Here is a 16,992-nt window from a genome sequence, read left to right as displayed (position 1 = left end):
CGCCACGCTGCGACGGCGTCGCTGCGTCACCAAATGATGGTGCGGGCGGCTCTCTTGCCGATGCTCTGGCGATTGCGACGCGCGGCCTGTCATGCGACAAGGCGGGCGGCGGACGGACCGGCAGTGAATGAGGAAAGCTGTCATGCCGAAAATGTCCGATAGGGAGCGGCTCGCCGATCTGGCCGAGAAGAGCCGCAAGCTGGCTGAGGAAATGGAAACGACGCGGCGGCGCGTGCGCGAACGCTATGGCGCGATCGTCACCGCGTTGCCGGTGGAGTCGATCGGGGAACGCGAGTTTCGCGAGGCGGTCGGGCTTCTGGTCAAGTTGGACGGGCAGACCGCGATTGCCGCGCTCAAGGCGGCGCTTCCCAAGTCCTGACCGGGGATGTCGTGGGCCACGACTATTCCCCCTGAGCGGGGATCGCGCGCCCTGTGCGCTCTCCCTTTTCTTGGGATCCTTGCCGCCGCGCCGTCAGGTGCGGCGGCGGCCTGTTGCACAAGAAAAGCCGATGCGGCGCGAAGCCGCATCGGCCATGTTCTGGCGGTTTGCGCGGTGGGTCAGGCGGCGAAGCGCCTGCGGGTCTTGGGCAAGGGCGTTGCGGCCTTCTGGCTGGCGCGCATGATGACATGCGTGGGCACGCGCCGTCCGCCCGACTTGGGGTTGAACAGTTCGTATAGATGGTTCTGGATGCCGGAGCCTTCGCAAAGGATCGCCTCGATTGGCAGCAAGTCCAGAATGTCCCTGTTGCGGTCGAACGCGCGCTTCTTGCCTTTCCCGCGCCCTTGCAGATCGAAGCTGATGCAGAACACGCCGTTGCGGGCTGCCCAAGAGGCGGCGGAGGCATCTACTCCGGTGCGCTGGCCGGTGGTGACAAGCGCCATGTGCGGGATACGGGCATGGATGACGTCCAGCCGGTTCCAGATGATTTCCCAATCGTGCCAGTCGGTAGGCCCGGATACGACGACGACCGGACCCTGCGGCTCGTATCGGTCGCGGCGCTTTTCGGCACGGGCGCGCAGGAAGTCTAGCGCGCTGATCTGGCTGGCGGTCGTGATGTGGGAGGCTTTGGAGCCTTTCGTCGGGGTCCATGCGCGGCCCGAACATGCCTGATACATGGCGGCGGCATAGTCGCGCATGGCTTCGACTGCGGCGCGCTGCTCGGCAAGCGACTGGCATTCAAGTTGCTTGTCTTCAAGCTCCTTGTTGAACACTTCGCCGGGGTCGAGCCGCCGCGTCATGTCGCGGATAGTATCGGCCAGGCGGTCTTCGGACCGTTCCAGTTTTCCGGCGGTAAAGTGGAAGCTGTTGACGAAACCCCAAGCGATTTCCGGGGCGAGCGGGTCAAGCCGGGTGTCGGTCAACAGGTCGAACATGGCTGCAATGATGCCGCCACATTCCGCCTGTGCCGCGAGCGGGTCGGGCATGTAATGTTCGCCCGCATCCTCGCCGGGTTCGATGATGGTCAGGGGCAAGGGATCGCCGAACGAGGCTTCAAAGGCGTCCGTTGCCGTCATCTCCGCGTAGAGTTCCGGCAGGTCCGTAAAGCTGCTAATGCTGCGCTTAGCCGTGGTCTTGTTCATGGGTGCTTACTCCATTGATCTTGCATCGGTCAGGGTCCGGGGAAGCGTTCCAGCGCTCCCCCGGCCCGTCGTTGGCTTGGGTTAGAACGGGATTTCGTCGTCCAGCTTCTGGGTGGCGTCCGGCCCGACATACTCCCCGCCGTCATCAGCGGTGCTTTCCCCCATGCCGCCCGCGTTGCGGGGGCGTTCGTCGCGGTAGCTGTCACCATTCGAGCGCGTAACAGGCGCGAAGTCGTCCCGCCGCTTGGGCCTGCGCCATGCGACATTGAAGCCCTCTTCTCGCGTGCCGAACAACGCGATGGGGAGCGGTTCCGGCATCGATGGATCGTCGATGTTTCCCTGAAGGAAGATTTCGCCGGTCTTGTTCGATGTGGCTTCCCAAAGCGCCCCGATCTGAACCCAGCGGTTGCTGACGTTCTGCGCGAGGATTTCGTAAACCGGGGCTTGGTCGTTTTCGCTTTCGACCGAACGCAACCCCAAGCGGGGAAGATCGATCGTGTGCGTGGCAATCCAACCGAGAAGGCGGCCATTCTTCAAGTTAAACTCACCGATATTCATGTCCTTTACTCCTTCATTTCTTGCTTCCGGGCCTTTCCCTTCCGCACCTTCTTTATACTTCCTCCGCTCCATTCCATCTATGTGATTGTTTTCTTGACACGATTTCATCGTGTCTGGTGAGCCTGAGCCACAAAAGAGGACGCGATAGCGGCCCTCAATCAAGAAAAGCATGCCGGAGGCATTCCTGCCTGATCATCGGAGAACGAGGCCTGGCGCGTCGTTCATCGCATCCGGAGCCGCCTTTCGCCGGGGCTCAAGGGGCGGGACCGGACCGATGGCGCAAGGGACGTCGCGCTGCGGGCTTTAGAAGTTCTAGGAGATAAGAGGCCTGTCGACACCTTTGGATCAAGTAATTCCGTCGACAGGCCTCTTATCTCCTAGAACTTCTTGCCCGGAGGCAGCCCTTGCGACAGCGGTTCGGTTCCGTCACGCCGAGACACTGCGAAAGGTGGCTCTGGATGCGATGAACGACTTGGTTCGACGGTGATTGCGGGGTGCGGCGTCCTCGCCGCGCCCCGCGCCAAGGTGGCCGCATGCGCTTCGGATGGGGAGGCCGCCAACGGGTGCGAGAGACCATGGGCAACCACGAATTGCGCCTGTCCGGGACAACCGGCGCGATTGTCCGCTTGTAATTTTGTTCGCAAAATGTTCTGATGCGCTCCGAAAGCATGGGTGCATTATGATCGAAAAATATCTCGCTGATTTCGACTTCAACCTGCCGCTCGATGACGCAACAGGTGACCCTGAGATCGTGTTCGTGCGCCGCAAGCTGGCGCATGTTGCGCGGTCCGAAGGTCTCGACGGCGGCTATTACGAGGCGCAAGAGCTTGCAGAGGCGTTTCTCGACGCCGCGCGAGAGGCTAATGCACAAATCGTCGACGAGGAGAGTCCAGCCCGGCTGGGGCTTAGGGACATTCTCGATCGGAGCTCTCCCTACCAGCGGGCGCTGTTCGATACGGTTGCCGAACTCCCTCTCCCGGACGCTGCGTCGCATCTTTGCTGGCTCACCGATCTGATGAAGAGCCGGGCGGAGATGTTCCGTCCCGTGCAATCCGCGCGTCTGGCATCGAGCTGATCGACCTCATTTGGGGTGCCCCAATAGCGGGTCCAGGCGCCCCCGCTTGATAATCTGAATTCCTGAACCCGGTTCGCTTGGCAGCAAACCGGGTTCTGCCTATAGGAGCGCGGCCTGCCGGTGGTGGGCCGGAGTGTCGAAACTCTGAACGATAGAGCTGGCTGCATGGCTTTTCGCGGCCGGATGGCCTGTGCGCATGTCCAGGCTGTTCGCAGCTAAAGGTTCAGGCACGCGTCTATCGTCGCGTTTTCGATCGTCCGGCTCAGGGGCCGGCACCCTCTCTGGTAGAGGGTGCCAGCCGGCTGAGCGATTTGAGGAAGGGCACGATCATGAATCAGGAACCCGATGGTCTGACACGGGCCATTGCGTTGATGGAGGAGGCACTGGACCTCCTCGTTGACCCCGAGGACGGCGTGGTTGCCATGCGTCTGTCCCACGCTCTCGATCTTGCGCGGGAACGTCAGAACGCGAAGCACCGTTCGGTCTAACTCACCGGCTTCTGGCCGGAACCATTGGAGATGCAGTCAGGCGTAGCCCGCGGCGACGCCCTCGGTGGGCACGGTTTGAATACGGACCTCTGAACCGAGGATCCGGGCAAACTGAGCGGTCGCCGCCAGGAGTTGCGACTGCCCAGTGAACATCTCGATCGTGTAGGCATCGCGGGCCAGCATCTCGCCATCTTCCTCGACCTGTTGGGTATAGGTCTTGGGCCAATGGCAGAGCAGCAGCCAGGGCCAACCGGGTTCCGATGGGCAATACTGGAAGAAGGTGATGCAGGTTGCGGCCAGGTGGCTCGGACGCCGCGCAAGCAGGTCGGGTGGGACGGGCTCAGACCGTTCGGCTGTCAGAAAAGTTTCGAGTTCGACCAACTCTTCCGCCGTCTCGACGATGATGGGATAAAATCGGCCGAGCGGAAGAGACTCGCTGGCATAGTGGCGGGGAATGTCGATCAACACCACCACCGGCGCCGTCGGTAATGGAAAGGTATAGAGCCGTCTGCGGGCGGCGAGGTCATCTGTGAGACGCATGATGAAGATCCTGATGCTGGAAGCAGCATGTGACGATCAATCGAAACTGCTGCTGGATTGAGCGGCATCTCGCGATCCGCAGCCTTCCTCTGAAGACCGCCGCCTTCATCCATCCTCCCCCTCCCGCCAAAGGGCGCTTGAGGGATGCCGGCGATTGACGGACCTGTTGGGCTACTGCTGGACTCCAGCGCATTCAGCATTCGGGGTCACCCTTGCGGCGCTGGACGTGTCCTTTCCTGTCGGCCTGTCCTCACCCGATCCAACATGCACTTATGCAGGACCGATACGCGGACCTTGGAGGGATGTTGGATTGCTGATTTGCGCTGAAGGTGCCTCGCTCGGGTCCCCCTCGACTACCAGTGGCGGAACTCGAACGTCAGCCGCATCGAAGTATGCGATGATTGCGTCCAGCGATGCGAGCTTTTCGACCGTGCCACGGTTGATCACGACAGTGTCGTCTTCATCCGCTGCGAATGATACAGGTGCGCCATCGCCCGTAAACACGACACGTTCGGCTCCCCATTCGCCGGCATAGGCGCCGGACCATCTGGCGAAGACCAGGCGCTTTTCAACACACCACGTCTCGAGCTTTTCGAACCGCCCCCACGCGACTTCATGCGCGTAGAGACTGAGCCGCGCACCGGCAACGCGATGATCAGGTTCGAAGGGTTCGCCGTCCCATTCAATTGACAGGCCTTCACTGGCAATGATCTCCGACAATTCGATATAGTCGGTCGCAGTGAGCGATCCGCCCAATTCGATCGACGCTGAAACACGATTGGCCATGGATATCCTCCTCAGGCGTGGTCACGATGAACATTGGCAGGGCTAGTGCTCTCTGCTTCAATCCATTCGGCCAAACTGTCGCCTTCACCGTTGCAGTTGTCGCAGAATGTGCAGTCGTAGACGCCGGTGAGTGACCAGTCCTGCGCAGTGACATCCCACCGGGCGCTGGCATCACGGACGATTTCACTGCTTCCGCAGTTGCGGCAAACAGGACGGACCATTGCCTTGTTCGTAGCGTTCGTCGACATCGTGGTGGTCCTTTCTTTGATCGGTCGATTTTCACGCGACCTGGAGCAGAAGATTTTCATCGGGTTCGGGAGAGGTGCTCGTGACACGGAAGGGTTGCGTCGGATTGTTCGTCCGAACCACGAGCTGATAGCGGCCGGTTTCCCGGCGCCTCTGGACGGCGACGGCATAGGCGTGCTCGAACGAAGCGAGCCTTCCCCGTAGGGGCGAGTTGCGGGACATGAGATGCTCCCTGAATCGAGGGTGGCGAGATTGGTGGGCTGACCAAACTTCCGGCCGACCTAGGCGATGGTCCGGTCGGCTCAATGGTTGGCGGTTAGGATGTCGAGGGCCATGTGCAAGCCAGCTTCACCCGCGTCGTTCAGTATGATGGCGTCGGGATTGGCACGCAGCACGGCTAGGCGCACGTTGGCGCGGGCGTAGCGACCGAACGGATACTGATAGATCTGCCCATGCTCGATCGTCACCAGATGGGTCTGCATCAGCTCGATCAGACGCCGATGTTCCAATGCCCGGTTCAGCAGCAGGCCGATTTCCCATTCCAGATCATGATCGATGCGGACGCCGTCGATGACGGGTCGCGGCCGGTTCGCCTTGAGCCAGGCGCTCACCTCGTCTTCCGTCCGGCGACCTTGCCGGGTGATGAAGTCGGCGCCGCCAGTGCCGCTGTTACGGGCGCGAAAGGCAAGTTCGCCGTCGATCCAGACCTCCGCGGCGTAAGCGGTGGAATCGATCGAAAGCGCCTCGCTATATTCGATATTGCGCAGTTCGATGTGCATGGCATTTGCCCTAGGCTATTGTCGGCGCTCCCACGGGCACGAGGGCCGGCACGCGATGCGGCCAGCCCATCGGCTCGGGTTCGCAAAACTGATCTTGCGAGGTGGACGCTCAGGCCGAGATATAGCCGGCGGCGACGGCTTCGCGGGCATATGCGCTGAGCGACTGTTTGGGCTCGAACCAGAGGTCGCGTTCGATCGACATGCCGGTCGCGCCGCGGATATGCTGAAGCTCGGCAAGCGAAACGCAGCCAAGTTCCGGGCTGCCGACGCCAAGATCACATAAGCCGAACAGCAAGTCCGGATCTTCGACATCCACCTCGGTGAGAAGCCATGTCGCGTTGGCGTCGGGCGTGAACAGCTTCACGACCGGCAAGGGGTCGATATCCTCGCCTTGAGCGGCGCGCCGGCCATTGGCGAGAAGGGCTCCGCGGATTTCGGCGGTAATGAGTTCCATGAGTCACCTCGTCGTAAGAGAAAGCGAGGCGCTGATCCGACCGATAACGGCCATCGCGCCTCACCGTCCCCGACCTCCTTCCCTCCATCGACTGGCCTGGATCATCGCGGCGCTGTCGATGGATGGGTCAGAGCGTTCGGCGAGGAAGACCGCGAGACATTGAGCGTCATCGTAATGATCGGCATCGCTGACGCAGGCGCGGGCGAGCCGGCGCCATGTGGCATCTTCGAAGTGGCTGGCTGCAAGACCGTAAAGGGCGTCGTCCTCGTAGGACTGTGCCGATTGCAGCGCGGCGGGAGAGATATTGGCCTCAGGATCGAAGGCCAGGATCGTCGCGGCCTCATATTCGGCTGCCGTAAGGGCGATGACGCAGGCAGCGAGGTGCTCGGGCACCGCAAGCGCGGCATGCTGCGGCAGGTGGACAGTGTTTGGCATGGACAGGTCTCCGGTCGGGCGACGGACATCCCGCCGCACGCCCTTCACCACCACCTTCCCTCCACGCGGCGGCACGGCGGAATTCGGCGAACCATTATGGCGCATGCGAGGAAATGATCCGGCTGGCCAGAACCGCAATCTCGTCGCGGTCCGCGGTCAGGGTGCAGTCGCCGGGCAGGACGACGGAATCCTCGGAGCCGATCCGGCCTTTGCTGATGAAGATCCGCCAAACGCCACGTCTGATTTCACCCTGCGTCCTCGGGACGGTGTCCAGGTGGAACAGATCGGCCCATTGGCGCCTGTCGGGATCGTCGGAGATATCGGCCCAATCACCCGACATGCCCCAGACCGTATATCCGTCGATCGACGCATGATGTTCGCGGGCCGCTCGGCGCTCGGCCTCCCGCCGCGGGGCTTCACGCCTTGATCGCGCTTTAGCCTGTTTCAAGCGGAGCGATACCAGTCCCTTTTCAAGCTGGTCGACGATCGTGGGAGCTAGAGTCGCCTGCCGGCCGGACAGAAGCCACGGCCGATCGCCCGATGGATGCGCCGCGCTGTGTCGCAGCAGGGTCAGGAGCGTGTCCAACTCGGTCCTGGACAAGGTGACTCGCAGGCCCGTGGTCATTGCCTGCGTTTTCGTGACGAGACCGCGGCTGCGGCGCGGGCATCCAGATCGGGACGGGTCGAGGCCTCCGACTGGACATCTTCGTCGCATGGCGGGGCCGGCTCCGAGAGCGTCCGGTCGATCGCGCGTCGGGCAAAATCCGATATGCGTTGCTCGTCATTGTAGACGCTGCCGGATGCCAGATCGAATGCGACCCGCTTTGCCTGGCTCCAATCATAGGCCTCGATACGGTAGGTCTCCGAGGCGAAGCGCTCTTGGCCGCTGACGAACTCGATCTCGACGGAGAAGATAGTCGGCTCGGTTGGAGCTGCCGCCAGCGACACTGCCTCGGCGCCCAGCAGGTCGCTTGCCGTGGTGCGGAGGCCGTCGATTTCAGGGTCGAAGTCTTCCCAATGCTCATCTTCCGGGCATTCGTCGACGAGATAGTTCGAGAGCAGGTCGTAGATCTGCTCAAGTACGCGATAGCGCGCGGCTGAGGTGGTCATGGCTATTCCTTTCGGGAGATGATCGGCGCGGGCGCGCCTATGAGAAGCCCGGCGCGGTGGCCGGGCTTCTCGCGTCGGTGGATGCTTGCTGGCTTCAGCGGCGCAGCCCGCCGGAAGCGATGTCTTCGATCCAGCCCGATGCCTCGTCGAAGTCGGCGTCATCGTCGCCAACGAGCGCCGCGAGCGCGACGGCGCCTGTGCGTCCGAGTTGCCCCAAACGCTGGAGGGCGGCATGCAGGATCGGAGCAAGCTGTTCCGGCGATGCCGTGTCGATCTCGTCAATTTTCATCATATTACTCCTCGGTGGAATATGGCCGGGAATGGCCCGCAGTCGCGGGGTGAGAATCCGGCGTGCCCGGCCGGTCACGCTGGAAGCGAGACGACTGGCTTCAGGCCGCTTTGGCGGGGAGCCATTGGTACAAGAGATGAGCGTCCGGACGGTCCTCGGTGCCGATCGCGATCCGCACCAGCGTGCCGTCACAGGCAAACTGCGCCGCACGCGGGAGGGTGAGATAGCTCGATCCCTCAAGGATAATATCTTTCGACCGAACGGCCTTGATGGTCCGCGTGGTTCCGATGGCGCGATGCCAGCCCGGTGCGCTGATGAGTTTCAGCTGGTCGCCTGGCTTCACCCGCCTTTTGAACGCGGCGAGCGATACGATGCTCGCGACCGTGCTGCCTGATCCGCGCCGGTCAGCCAACGCCGCCCAATAGGGTTGTCCTATGCGGACCTCGCAGAAGAAGGCGCAGTGGTGCGAGTCCTGGTAGATGTTCGAACGGGTAAAGCCGAAGCGCTCGATCTGATCCTTGACCGTGACGATGAAGGCGTTTTGCGCGTCCCGCCCGGTGAGGTCCTCGGGCGCGTCGAGAACCTCCGCGATGATCTTGCGACCGCCGGAGAAGCTTTGCGTGAGAATTGCAAAGCGCGCGTTGGGGAAAGAGACGCGCAGATGCGGTTCGAGCCGGGCGACGATCGCGGCGAGGCTTTCGCCCGGCCGCTGGAGATCACCCTGGTAGAGGAAGTTGCCGCGGTCATCGAACGTGACCTGGCTGTAGAGAGGCGCGGTCGACGCGGCCGCCGAACTCGGTTCGCTATGCATGGATCATATCCTTCAAATGCACGAAACCCGGCGCGATGGCCGGGTCTCGTGGGTTTCATGATGGTGGGTGGACCAGCGCGTCAGGCCGGATTGTCGGGGCGATCAAGCAGCAGGACGGCGATCGACGGCTTGTCCGATATGGCGGACTTGCGGCTGTCGTAAGGATGGCGGCCTTTTTCCGCGATCGTCAGCATGTCGAACACGGGCGCGGGAGCCCCTCCGCCGTCCGGCACGGTCATTCCGGCTTCGTGATACTGGATATCGACAAAGCGCGGCGGGCCATCGGTGCGATAGGGACCGAAGTAGAAAGTGACGCGCAGCCCCTCGCTCGACTTGGCGCTGACGGTGAATCCGCCGTCCGGTATGTCGATCGGGAGCGTCGGGACGTCGTTGAACGGAGCAAATCCCATGCTCGCGGCGCTGGCGCTGGTCATGATCGGCAAATCGAGCGTCTTTGCCGGCTCGTTGGGCAACGCCTTGAGGGCTTCGCTCATCAGCCATTCCGTGCCGCCCCCAGGATTTCGGTGGGCGTGATCACGAAATAGCCGCCGCCCCGCGATCCGGGACGGGCACGCGAGCAGCTGGTCGACCACTCGAACCCGAAGGGCAAGGCCGAGAGGCATATCGCTTGGATTCCGGAGGCGATCGCAGCCACGTCTGCGCAGTCACCATGGATGAAAACGCGTTTGCGCATCCCATCGGCATCATCTTCGATCGAGAGATCGGCGTCGAAGGTCGGAAAGTCCGGGTCGGTCCAGATTTGCAGGAATCCCGCGAACGGGTCTTCTTCCTGTGCGAGTGGCGGAAATGCAGCATGGAATGCGTCGCTGCATTCGGCGTAGTAGCCCTTTGCCGCGTCAAGCCCGTCTTCCTCTCGTCCGGGAAAACCGCAGACAATTGTGTGCGAGACTTCGAAGCATTCGCTCAGAAGATCGGCTTCCGCCGCGCTCACCGCGATCTCGAATGCAATGGAGGTGAAATAATCGGCCATCGGAATGTCTCCATGGGGATGTCCGGCACCCGACCCTGTCGAAGTCGAGCGCCGGCCAGGTGGAAGCGCGCGATCAGCGAACCTGCTCGAGGAGCTGGCGGGCCTTGCCTTCGAGTTCGAGCCGGCCATCCTGCTGGGTCTTGGTTCGGGCGAGCGCGGTGATGCCGCTGACGAAATCGAAGACGCTCTCGGGCGGCTTGCCTTCCTCATTGAGCACGGTTTCGATGATCTTCGTGGTCTCGGATTTCGAGAAGCCGCGCTTGCGCAGAAAGTCAGTGCGGTCCTCGTCCGTTCGGGCGATGACGCGCTCACGCGCCGACCGGATGCCGTCGATGAACGCGCGCGGCGAGGCGTCGGCGTAATGCGCGAGCGCCGGTTCGGCCTGCTGGGCGAAGCGTCCGGCGGCAAACTTGGAATGCCGGATCTTGATCTCCTCGAAATGCTCGACGCCCCAGAGGATGCGATTGGCGCAGACCGCCCGTAGGTAGAAAGTCGCGATCCCGAGCGTCTTGGCCCCGACCTCGCTGTTCCAACAATAAAAGCCGCGGAAGAAGAGATCGGGATCACCATTCGAGAGCTTGCCGGCTTCGATCGGATGGGTGTCGTCGACGAGGAACAGGAACACGTCCCGGTCCGACGCATAGAGCGTGGTCGTCTCCTTGGTGACGTCGACATAGGGGTTGTATTGATGCGTCGCCCAGTCGAGCACGCCGGGCACTTTCCAGCGCGTGTCCCCGGTGCCGTTGCCGGCAAAGCGCATAACCGCCGACACCAGCTCGTGATCCCAGATGCGGCCATAGTCGGGTCCGGTGATCGCGCGCAGTTCGGTGCGGCCGTCATCGGTCTGGAGGAGCTTCACCTGTTCGCCGCGGTGATGGAGTAGCCCGTGCTGAAGATTGATGCCGGCAAGCGCGGCGGGAAGGTTGCGCAGATAGGACGCAGGCGCCCCGACGAGACTGCACGCCTGGCCGAAGGACCAGTTGGTCGGCGCGATCGGGCGGTCGTTGCCGGGCAGCATGAGGGCGAGCCGTTCGGGCTGGTCGCGGCTGGCCTCGACCCGGATCGAGCGGCTTTCGACGATCTGGGTGTGCGCGCGATCCGCGCGGCGGTGAACGCTGTCGTAGAGGTCGCCGAGCGAGAGGAAGCGTTCATCGTCGGGCCGGTTGAACCATTCGGACGAGACGCGGCTATTGGATTTGCCGCGCGAGACGTCGACGCGGTAGCTTCCTACTGCCGGGGAAGCGGAAGCCTGGGCAAGCATTGCCATCTGGATAACTCCTGTCTGGTGAGGATTGGGACTCCGCGCCCCGGCGCATTTGCCCGGCACGAACCCACCATTCACCTTCTCCCTTCCCTCCAGACCGGGCCGATCCGAATTGCTGCTGATCCGGCAGCATCTGAAGCGGGGTGAGAAGCAAGTTCAGCTTCACAATGCCGATGAACAGCGATAGCGACAGGCCCACCGGCGCTTCCCTGTTTCGAGAAGGATTAACCAATGACTGAGACAACCGACGGGCAAGCGACACTGGTTACTTTGACCGCCGATATTGTTGCGGCCCATGTCAGCAACAACAGTGTGGCGGTTGGCGATGTTGCCTTGCTGATCCAGAACATTCACGGCGCGCTTAGCGGCCTTGGCGCCCCGCAGGCGCCGATCGAAGTCCGTCCCGAACCGGCGGTATCGATCCGCGCATCGGTGAAGCCTGACTATATCGTCTGCCTGGAAGACGGGAAAAAGCTCAAGATGCTCAAGCGTCACCTGATGACGCATTATCAGCTGACCCCCGAAGACTATCGCGCGAAGTGGAATCTGCCATCCGACTATCCGATGGTTGCGCCGAGCTACGCGGAGAAACGCCGCGCGCTGGCGCACAAGATCGGCCTCGGTCGCAAGGCGGCGACGAAAGCGCCTGAGCCGGCCCCAGCCGCAAGTCCTGCAAAAGCCACCAAGCCCGCGAAGGCGCCCGCCGTTCGCCGCCCGCGCAGGAAAGCAGGCGAGGCGACGCCGCCCGCGTGAGGCCCAACCGTCGAGCGACCGTTCGATCGGCGCTGCTCGCAATGGCTCTCGTGGCATTTCCATCGGCTGCGCACGCGGATCCCTGTACCGCACCGCTTCCGGCGCGGGGCACCGTGTTCAGCGGCGTGGTGCGCTATGTCGGTGACGGCGATAGCCTTTGCATCGGCCCGAAGGGTAAACCGGATCGCTGGGTCGAGGTCCGCCTAGCGGATTTCAACGCCCCGGAGCTGAACGAACGCGGCGGACAACGCGCGAAGGCGCTGCTCCGCCAGCTGGCGATGGGCCGACGACTGGTCTGCACGGCCGGTCGGCGCAGCTACGATCGCGTTGTGGCCGCCTGCACGCGAGACGGCCGCGCTGTGGGCGACGAACTGCGACGCCGCGGTGGGACAGAGGGCGGCCGCTAAGCCGCCCCGCCGGTTGCCAGTCACAACGCCGACATACGCTCCAGCATGGTTTCAGCCTTATCCGGCGGCAGAAACAACCGGGTGCGGAAGCTGATGATCTCGGTGAACGCGCCAAGTGACTTCAACCAGTCGAGCCGCTCATAGGGATAGTCCCGGATCTCGAGCCTCTGCTGGCCATTGACACGCACCCGGCAGAGCCGCGCGCCGGGCAAGGCGTCGATCGGGGCACCGTCGATCCCGCTCGCCGCAGCGATGATGTCGGCAGGCGAGAGCTTCACCGCGTCGGCGACATCGAAGCTGGCGGCGGTTTCGGAGAGCATTTCGGCGGAGATGATGCGGCCGAGCCGCGCCTGGCCGCTCGCCTCGTCGACGATCCGCCAGACCCGCACATCGTCCTCGGGCAGCTTGTTCCAGACCGGCAGCAGCAGGCCGGTGGCGATATGGACGGTCTCGATCTCGACCTGTTCGCGCGCCTGATCGGCTTCCTCACGCCAGAACTGTTCGAACGCGTTCTTGTCGATCCGCTGCCAGAAGCTGCGGGCAAGGCTTTCGAACCGGGTTCGATCCTGGCCCGTCGGCCGGATGAGCTGACACATTGCGATCGGCTGGCCATCCTCGTCCATCGTCGACCAGGAGGGCACACGCAAGGCGACCCGGCCTGAGCGAGAGTTGCGCAGATACGCGATGTCGTCGGTCTCGCCCCACACACTCATCAGCCGCTCGAACCCGGTCACGTTGCGCTTGAGATGCAACTGGAGCTTTTGGAGTCGCGTCTCCGCCCCCGATACCTCATCCCGGTGGATCACGATGTCGGAGAGCAGCTCGACCTTGCGCGCAAGGATCGTCTCGACGCCGAGATCGAGCGTTCCCGCCTCGCGCGCCGCATCGATGCGCGCCTGGATCAGCGCGAAAAACTCCTCGAAGATGGCGTTCTGCGTCGCGATGCGCAGCGCCAGCAGCCTGTTCAGCCAGCGCTGGATCGGCGGCAGCTTTTCCAGCAGTTCGCCGGCGTCGCCCTGGGTCAGCTTGAGCGCGGTCATTGTCTCGAACGCGTCGAGCGTGGTGCTGGCGAGCGTTCCGGCGTGGAGCAGATGATACCATTGGTGCAGCGCGTCCCTGGCGTAATCGCTTTCCAGATTGTCGGCCGGGTCGAACAGGTTCTGGCTGCCGGCCTGCCGCTGGCCGCGCGTCAATGCACCCAGCGCATCGAGCCGCCGGGCGATGGTGCTGATGAACCGGCGCTCGCCCTTGCAGTCAGTGGTCACGGGTCGGAAGATCGGCGGTGTCGTCTGGTTGGTGCGGTGCGTGCGGCCTAGACCCTGGATTGCCGCCGAGGCGCGCCAGCCCGGTTCGAGCAGGAAATGAACGCGGCGTCGCCCGGCGCTCTTGCACCCCCGATCGGCATGATAGGATCGCCCGGTGCCGCCAGCGCCCGAGAAGACCAGCACCTCCTTGTCGCCATTCTGGAAGGCGTTGGTGTCGGCGATCCGGGCCAGCGGGCTGAGCCGTTCGATCTTCTGCCGTCCCGAACGATCGGTGACGATGCGGCGCGAGCGGCCGGTGACCTCGGCCACCCGGTCGGTGCCGAAGTGGCGGATCAGCTCGTCGAGCGCGGTCGCGACCGGCGGCATCGCGCACAGTTTCTCGATCAATGCATCGCGGGCGCGGACCGCTTCCTGGCTGAGCACGGGATTGCCGTCCGCGTCGCTGGCGGGGCGCGAGCGGACCTCGCCGCTATTGTCCTTGAAGACCTCCATCTGCCGGATGGGGAATGCGTCGGTCAAATATCGCACAAGGACGTCGCGGGGAGACAAGTCCAAATCCAAATTGGCGCGTTCGTCGGGCGACATCGCCGCGAGCCGCCGTTCGAGGATCGCCTCGGAGGTCGAGACGAGTTGCACGACCGCGACATGGCCCTGCGCCAGCTCGGCCTCGATCGCCTTCAGCAGCGTCGGCATCTTCATCGCCACCAATAGCGCGGAGAAGAAGCGCTGGCGGGAGCTTTCGAACCGGGACAGCGCCGCGCCCTTGGCCTGAGCATTCAGCGTGTCGCCGCCGACCCGGTCGATGACATTGGTTGCCTTGAGCACAGCGTCGAGTCCGGCATGCACCACCTGCCAGGCGTCGGCATAGGCATCGTAGATCGCGATCTGCGCGGGGCTTAGCTTATGTTCCAGCGGCTCATATTCGATGCCGGCATAGGAGAGCGAACGCGCGGTATAGAGGCCGGTGGCCTTGAGATCGCGCGAGACGACCTCCATCGCGGCGATGCCACCTTTCTCCATGGCGGCGGTGAAATTGGCGCGGGTGGCGAACGCGGTGCCCGCGCCCCAGAGGCCGAGCCGCTGCGCATAGCCCAGATTGGCGGGCGTGGTGGCGCCGGTCGCCGAGACATAGAGGATGCGGGCGCGTGGCAGGGCGTTCTGGAGGCGCAGGCCGGTGATCCCCTGTTGCGAGGCGACCGCATCCCCGAAATCGCTGGCCGACGGCGCGGCATTGGCGAGCGCGTGAGATTCGTCGAGGACGATCAGTCCTTCATAGTCGTCGCCCAGCCAGGCGAGGATCTGGTCGAGGCGCGAGGGTCCCTTGTCGCGGACCGAGCGCAAGGTGCTGTAGGTCAGGAACAATATGCCCGCCGACAGGGTGATGGGCTGCCCGAGCCCGATCGCGTCGAGCGGCTGGATGTCGACGGCCATGCCGCCAAGCGCTTCCCAGTCCCTGCGCGCATCGCCCAACAGCGGCCCATTGAGCGAGATCCACACATGCCGGCGGTTACCGCGGCACCATTGGTCCATGAGGCAGGCGGCGGCTTCGCGGCCCTTGCCGACCCCGGTGCCGTCGCCGACGAAGAAGCCTTGCCGATAGACATGGCCTCCCCCTTTCTCGAACAGCTGGTCGCCCGCCTCGTTTGGCAGATAGCGGCCCGGCAGATCGCGCGCGAACGCGCTGCCCGCGAGCAGGACGGTTTCGAGCTGGGCGCTCGACAGCGCCGCGAAGCTGCCCGGCGGCAGGGCTGGCCCATAGCTTGGCACCGGCGGCAGTACCGAGGCCATCGCCAGCGTCTCGACCAGTTCGTCGGGATGCTCGGCCGCGCCGGGTATCTCGATGCGCGACAGTCGCCAGGGCGCGAAGATGCCCGCCGTCTCGCCGATCGGCAGTGGCTCGTTACGCACGATGAACTCTACCGGCTGCGCGGCGGAATCGACGCTCGCGACGACCGGCGGCGCGAGCGGGCGCGGCGCAGTCCCTTTGGTGAACATCGAAAAAGCCGGCCTGCGGGTGCAGACCGGCTTGGGAGGAACGACGGGTGCCGGCGTCGCGGGCGGCGTGGATGGCCCCAGACGCTCGGGCAGCGCGAGGACGTGCGGCAGAGCGTCAGCCAGCGTCTCGGCCAGGATGCGGCGGGTCTCGCCGGTCCAGCCCTTGTCGAAGATCAGCAGCCGGATGCGCGCGCTGGTGCCGTGCTTGGCATAGACGTCGCCGAGGACGTCGATCTCGGCGCGCGGACACACCACTTCGCGCACCGACGCATAGCCGGTGCGGCCGGGACCATCGGCGGTGAAGCTCGACGGCATGATCGCGACGCAGCGGCCAGCCTCGCGCAATCGCACCAGCGCCGAGCGGAGATGACGGGCACCGGCATGGCGATCGCGGCCGCGGCCCTCGCTGCGCGAGAAAGGCGGATTGATGAGCACGACGTCGGGTGCGAAGCTCGCCGGCAGCCAGTCGTCGATCGAGGCGCCGTCATAGCGGGTCACCGGCTGGCCCGCGACATAGGCGAGCAGGTCGGCGCGCTGGGCGTCGCGTTCGTTGAGATGCAGCACCGCGCCCGCGCGCGCCGCGAGCATGGTGAGCATGCCGGTCCCGGCAGACGGCTCGAGCACGACATCCGACGCCGTCACCCGCGCGCAGAGCGAGGTCAGCCAGGCGAGCGCGGCGGGCGTGCTGAACTGTTGGAAATCGACTTGATGTTCGGAACGATAGGTCTGGGTCGGCAGGCCGCGTTCGAGATCGGCGAGCGCGCGCAATATCGCGGCCGGCTCGGACAGCGCCAGCGGCGAGGCCTCATGACCCTGCAGGAACAGCACCTGGCCGGCTTCGAGCGCGTCATAGGCGTCGCGCATCGACCAGGCGCCGGAAGCGTCGTCGGCGCCGAAGGTCTCGCGCATCAGCCGGGCGAGATGCTGTCGCGACAGCGTGCCGGCGCGGGCAAGATGATCGGCGATGGCAAGGGCGATGCTATGGAGGCCGGCTGCCTTGCGGGCGGCATCGGCGCCGCGGGCGTCGAGGCCCGCGGCAAGCTGGATAATCATGATGGTGATCTCCGGGAGAAGCGCACGCGCCATCGGTCCGCGGAAGCGGAGGCGAAGAAACACGGGCGAAAAAAGAAATGGGCCGGAACGCGACGCGCCCCGGCCCGAGAGA

The 16,992-nt window shown here is 64.1% G+C and carries 22 protein-coding genes; 5 read left to right on the top strand and 17 right to left on the bottom strand.

Going from position 1 to position 16,992, the window contains the following annotated elements:
• Positions 1-142: 142 nt before the first annotated feature.
• Positions 143-379: a hypothetical protein gene (locus C100_RS33915; protein WP_031309242.1), complete on the top strand. Its 237-nt coding sequence runs from the start codon at positions 143-145 to the stop codon at positions 377-379.
• 179 nt (positions 380-558) lie between these two features.
• On the opposite strand, the gene C100_RS33910 is transcribed toward C100_RS33915, so the two are convergent.
• A complete protein-coding gene (locus C100_RS33910; protein WP_024019490.1) occupies positions 559-1,581 on the bottom strand; it encodes a DUF2493 domain-containing protein in 1,023 nt (340 codons plus the stop codon).
• Between the two features lie 81 nt (positions 1,582-1,662).
• Positions 1,663-2,139 carry a DUF736 domain-containing protein gene (locus C100_RS33905; RefSeq protein WP_024019489.1) on the bottom strand — a complete coding sequence of 159 codons (477 nt, stop codon included), beginning with the start codon at positions 2,137-2,139 and terminating at the stop codon, positions 1,663-1,665.
• Between the two features lie 679 nt (positions 2,140-2,818).
• Between C100_RS33905 and C100_RS33900 the strand changes: the two genes are divergently transcribed.
• Both C100_RS33900 and C100_RS48850 read left to right on the top strand, forming a co-directional pair.
• Positions 2,819-3,214, top strand: coding sequence for a hypothetical protein (locus C100_RS33900; protein ID WP_024019488.1), 396 nt, complete (start codon positions 2,819-2,821; stop codon positions 3,212-3,214).
• A 329-nt stretch (positions 3,215-3,543) separates the two neighbouring features.
• Positions 3,544-3,702, top strand: coding sequence for a hypothetical protein (locus C100_RS48850; protein WP_024019487.1), 159 nt, complete (start codon positions 3,544-3,546; stop codon positions 3,700-3,702).
• Positions 3,703-3,738: 36 nt separating this feature from the next.
• Here C100_RS48850 and C100_RS33895 read toward each other — a convergent pair whose 3' ends face one another.
• The 14 genes from C100_RS33895 to C100_RS33845 form a co-directional block, all read right to left on the bottom strand.
• A complete protein-coding gene (locus C100_RS33895) occupies positions 3,739-4,242 on the bottom strand; it encodes a hypothetical protein (protein ID WP_031309240.1) in 504 nt (167 codons plus the stop codon).
• Between the two features lie 270 nt (positions 4,243-4,512).
• Complete coding sequence (locus tag C100_RS33890) at positions 4,513-5,028, bottom strand: hypothetical protein (RefSeq protein ID WP_024019485.1); 516 nt, start codon at positions 5,026-5,028, stop codon at positions 4,513-4,515.
• Between the two features lie 11 nt (positions 5,029-5,039).
• Positions 5,040-5,276, bottom strand: coding sequence for a hypothetical protein (locus C100_RS48280; RefSeq protein ID WP_139181664.1), 237 nt, complete (start codon positions 5,274-5,276; stop codon positions 5,040-5,042).
• A 31-nt stretch (positions 5,277-5,307) separates the two neighbouring features.
• A complete protein-coding gene (locus tag C100_RS49115) occupies positions 5,308-5,496 on the bottom strand; it encodes a hypothetical protein (RefSeq protein WP_084625362.1) in 189 nt (62 codons plus the stop codon).
• 80 nt (positions 5,497-5,576) lie between these two features.
• Positions 5,577-6,053: a hypothetical protein gene (locus C100_RS33880; protein WP_024019483.1), complete on the bottom strand. Its 477-nt coding sequence runs from the start codon at positions 6,051-6,053 to the stop codon at positions 5,577-5,579.
• 109 nt (positions 6,054-6,162) lie between these two features.
• The gene (locus tag C100_RS33875) at positions 6,163-6,507 is read right to left on the bottom strand and encodes a DUF2958 domain-containing protein (RefSeq protein ID WP_024019482.1); all 345 of its coding nucleotides are present in this window, start codon (positions 6,505-6,507) and stop codon (positions 6,163-6,165) included.
• A 60-nt stretch (positions 6,508-6,567) separates the two neighbouring features.
• Positions 6,568-6,996, bottom strand: a complete 429-nt coding sequence (locus C100_RS0124545; RefSeq protein ID WP_139181663.1) for a hypothetical protein — start codon at positions 6,994-6,996, stop codon at positions 6,568-6,570.
• A 40-nt stretch (positions 6,997-7,036) separates the two neighbouring features.
• Positions 7,037-7,528, bottom strand: coding sequence for a hypothetical protein (locus tag C100_RS33870; RefSeq protein ID WP_024019480.1), 492 nt, complete (start codon positions 7,526-7,528; stop codon positions 7,037-7,039).
• 35 nt (positions 7,529-7,563) lie between these two features.
• Complete coding sequence (locus C100_RS47480) at positions 7,564-8,052, bottom strand: hypothetical protein (RefSeq protein ID WP_024019479.1); 489 nt, start codon at positions 8,050-8,052, stop codon at positions 7,564-7,566.
• Positions 8,053-8,146: 94 nt separating this feature from the next.
• Positions 8,147-8,344, bottom strand: coding sequence for a hypothetical protein (locus C100_RS33865; RefSeq protein ID WP_024019478.1), 198 nt, complete (start codon positions 8,342-8,344; stop codon positions 8,147-8,149).
• A gap of 97 nt (positions 8,345-8,441) precedes the next feature.
• Positions 8,442-9,152 (bottom strand): hypothetical protein, encoded by a 711-nt coding sequence (locus C100_RS33860; protein ID WP_024019477.1) that lies wholly within the window; start codon positions 9,150-9,152, stop codon positions 8,442-8,444.
• Positions 9,153-9,232: 80 nt separating this feature from the next.
• Positions 9,233-9,646 (bottom strand): hypothetical protein, encoded by a 414-nt coding sequence (locus C100_RS33855; protein ID WP_024019476.1) that lies wholly within the window; start codon positions 9,644-9,646, stop codon positions 9,233-9,235.
• On the bottom strand, positions 9,646-10,143 hold the full coding sequence (locus tag C100_RS33850; RefSeq protein WP_024019475.1) for a hypothetical protein: 498 nt from the start codon (positions 10,141-10,143) through the stop codon (positions 9,646-9,648). The genes C100_RS33855 and C100_RS33850 overlap by 1 nt, the downstream gene beginning before the upstream one ends.
• A gap of 73 nt (positions 10,144-10,216) precedes the next feature.
• Positions 10,217-11,410, bottom strand: a complete 1,194-nt coding sequence (locus tag C100_RS33845) for a hypothetical protein (RefSeq protein WP_024019474.1) — start codon at positions 11,408-11,410, stop codon at positions 10,217-10,219.
• A 228-nt stretch (positions 11,411-11,638) separates the two neighbouring features.
• On the opposite strand from C100_RS33845, the gene C100_RS33840 reads away from it, so the two are divergent.
• Together C100_RS33840 and C100_RS33835 are read left to right on the top strand one after the other, a co-directional pair.
• A complete protein-coding gene (locus C100_RS33840; RefSeq protein WP_024019473.1) occupies positions 11,639-12,160 on the top strand; it encodes a MucR family transcriptional regulator in 522 nt (173 codons plus the stop codon).
• A gap of 113 nt (positions 12,161-12,273) precedes the next feature.
• The gene (locus tag C100_RS33835; RefSeq protein WP_235219053.1) at positions 12,274-12,567 is read left to right on the top strand and encodes a thermonuclease family protein; all 294 of its coding nucleotides are present in this window, start codon (positions 12,274-12,276) and stop codon (positions 12,565-12,567) included.
• A gap of 20 nt (positions 12,568-12,587) precedes the next feature.
• Here the strand turns inward: C100_RS33835 and C100_RS33830 are convergent, their stop codons facing one another.
• Positions 12,588-16,880, bottom strand: a complete 4,293-nt coding sequence (locus C100_RS33830) for a strawberry notch family protein (RefSeq protein ID WP_084625364.1) — start codon at positions 16,878-16,880, stop codon at positions 12,588-12,590.
• Positions 16,881-16,992: the final 112 nt, after the last annotated feature.

The sequence above is a fragment of the Sphingobium sp. C100 genome (genome assembly GCF_000508185.1).
Taxonomy (GTDB): Bacteria; Pseudomonadota; Alphaproteobacteria; order Sphingomonadales; family Sphingomonadaceae; genus Sphingobium.
This window is presented reverse-complemented; position numbering and strand designations above follow the sequence as displayed.

Bases quoted from the DNA above. Each gene is read 5' to 3' on its own strand.
- C100_RS33850 (WP_024019475.1), bottom strand. From the start codon at position 10,143: ATGGCCGATTATTTCACCTCCATTGCATTCGAGATCGCGGTGAGCGCG.
- C100_RS33855 (WP_024019476.1), bottom strand. From the start codon at position 9,646: ATGAGCGAAGCCCTCAAGGCGTTGCCCAACGAGCCGGCAAAGACGCTC.
- C100_RS48280 (WP_139181664.1), bottom strand. From the start codon at position 5,276: ATGTCGACGAACGCTACGAACAAGGCAATGGTCCGTCCTGTTTGCCGC.
- C100_RS33875 (WP_024019482.1), bottom strand. From the start codon at position 6,507: ATGGAACTCATTACCGCCGAAATCCGCGGAGCCCTTCTCGCCAATGGC.
- C100_RS33900 (WP_024019488.1), top strand. From the start codon at position 2,819: ATGATCGAAAAATATCTCGCTGATTTCGACTTCAACCTGCCGCTCGAT.
- C100_RS33915 (WP_031309242.1), top strand. From the start codon at position 143: ATGCCGAAAATGTCCGATAGGGAGCGGCTCGCCGATCTGGCCGAGAAG.
- C100_RS33895 (WP_031309240.1), bottom strand. From the start codon at position 4,242: ATGCGTCTCACAGATGACCTCGCCGCCCGCAGACGGCTCTATACCTTT.
- C100_RS33910 (WP_024019490.1), bottom strand. From the start codon at position 1,581: ATGAACAAGACCACGGCTAAGCGCAGCATTAGCAGCTTTACGGACCTG.
- C100_RS33840 (WP_024019473.1), top strand. From the start codon at position 11,639: ATGACTGAGACAACCGACGGGCAAGCGACACTGGTTACTTTGACCGCC.
- C100_RS33830 (WP_084625364.1), bottom strand. From the start codon at position 16,880: ATGATTATCCAGCTTGCCGCGGGCCTCGACGCCCGCGGCGCCGATGCC.
- C100_RS33865 (WP_024019478.1), bottom strand. From the start codon at position 8,344: ATGATGAAAATTGACGAGATCGACACGGCATCGCCGGAACAGCTTGCT.
- C100_RS33860 (WP_024019477.1), bottom strand. From the start codon at position 9,152: ATGCATAGCGAACCGAGTTCGGCGGCCGCGTCGACCGCGCCTCTCTAC.
- C100_RS47480 (WP_024019479.1), bottom strand. From the start codon at position 8,052: ATGACCACCTCAGCCGCGCGCTATCGCGTACTTGAGCAGATCTACGAC.
- C100_RS33880 (WP_024019483.1), bottom strand. From the start codon at position 6,053: ATGCACATCGAACTGCGCAATATCGAATATAGCGAGGCGCTTTCGATC.
- C100_RS33905 (WP_024019489.1), bottom strand. From the start codon at position 2,139: ATGAATATCGGTGAGTTTAACTTGAAGAATGGCCGCCTTCTCGGTTGG.
- C100_RS48850 (WP_024019487.1), top strand. From the start codon at position 3,544: ATGAATCAGGAACCCGATGGTCTGACACGGGCCATTGCGTTGATGGAG.
- C100_RS49115 (WP_084625362.1), bottom strand. From the start codon at position 5,496: ATGTCCCGCAACTCGCCCCTACGGGGAAGGCTCGCTTCGTTCGAGCAC.
- C100_RS33845 (WP_024019474.1), bottom strand. From the start codon at position 11,410: ATGGCAATGCTTGCCCAGGCTTCCGCTTCCCCGGCAGTAGGAAGCTAC.
- C100_RS33890 (WP_024019485.1), bottom strand. From the start codon at position 5,028: ATGGCCAATCGTGTTTCAGCGTCGATCGAATTGGGCGGATCGCTCACT.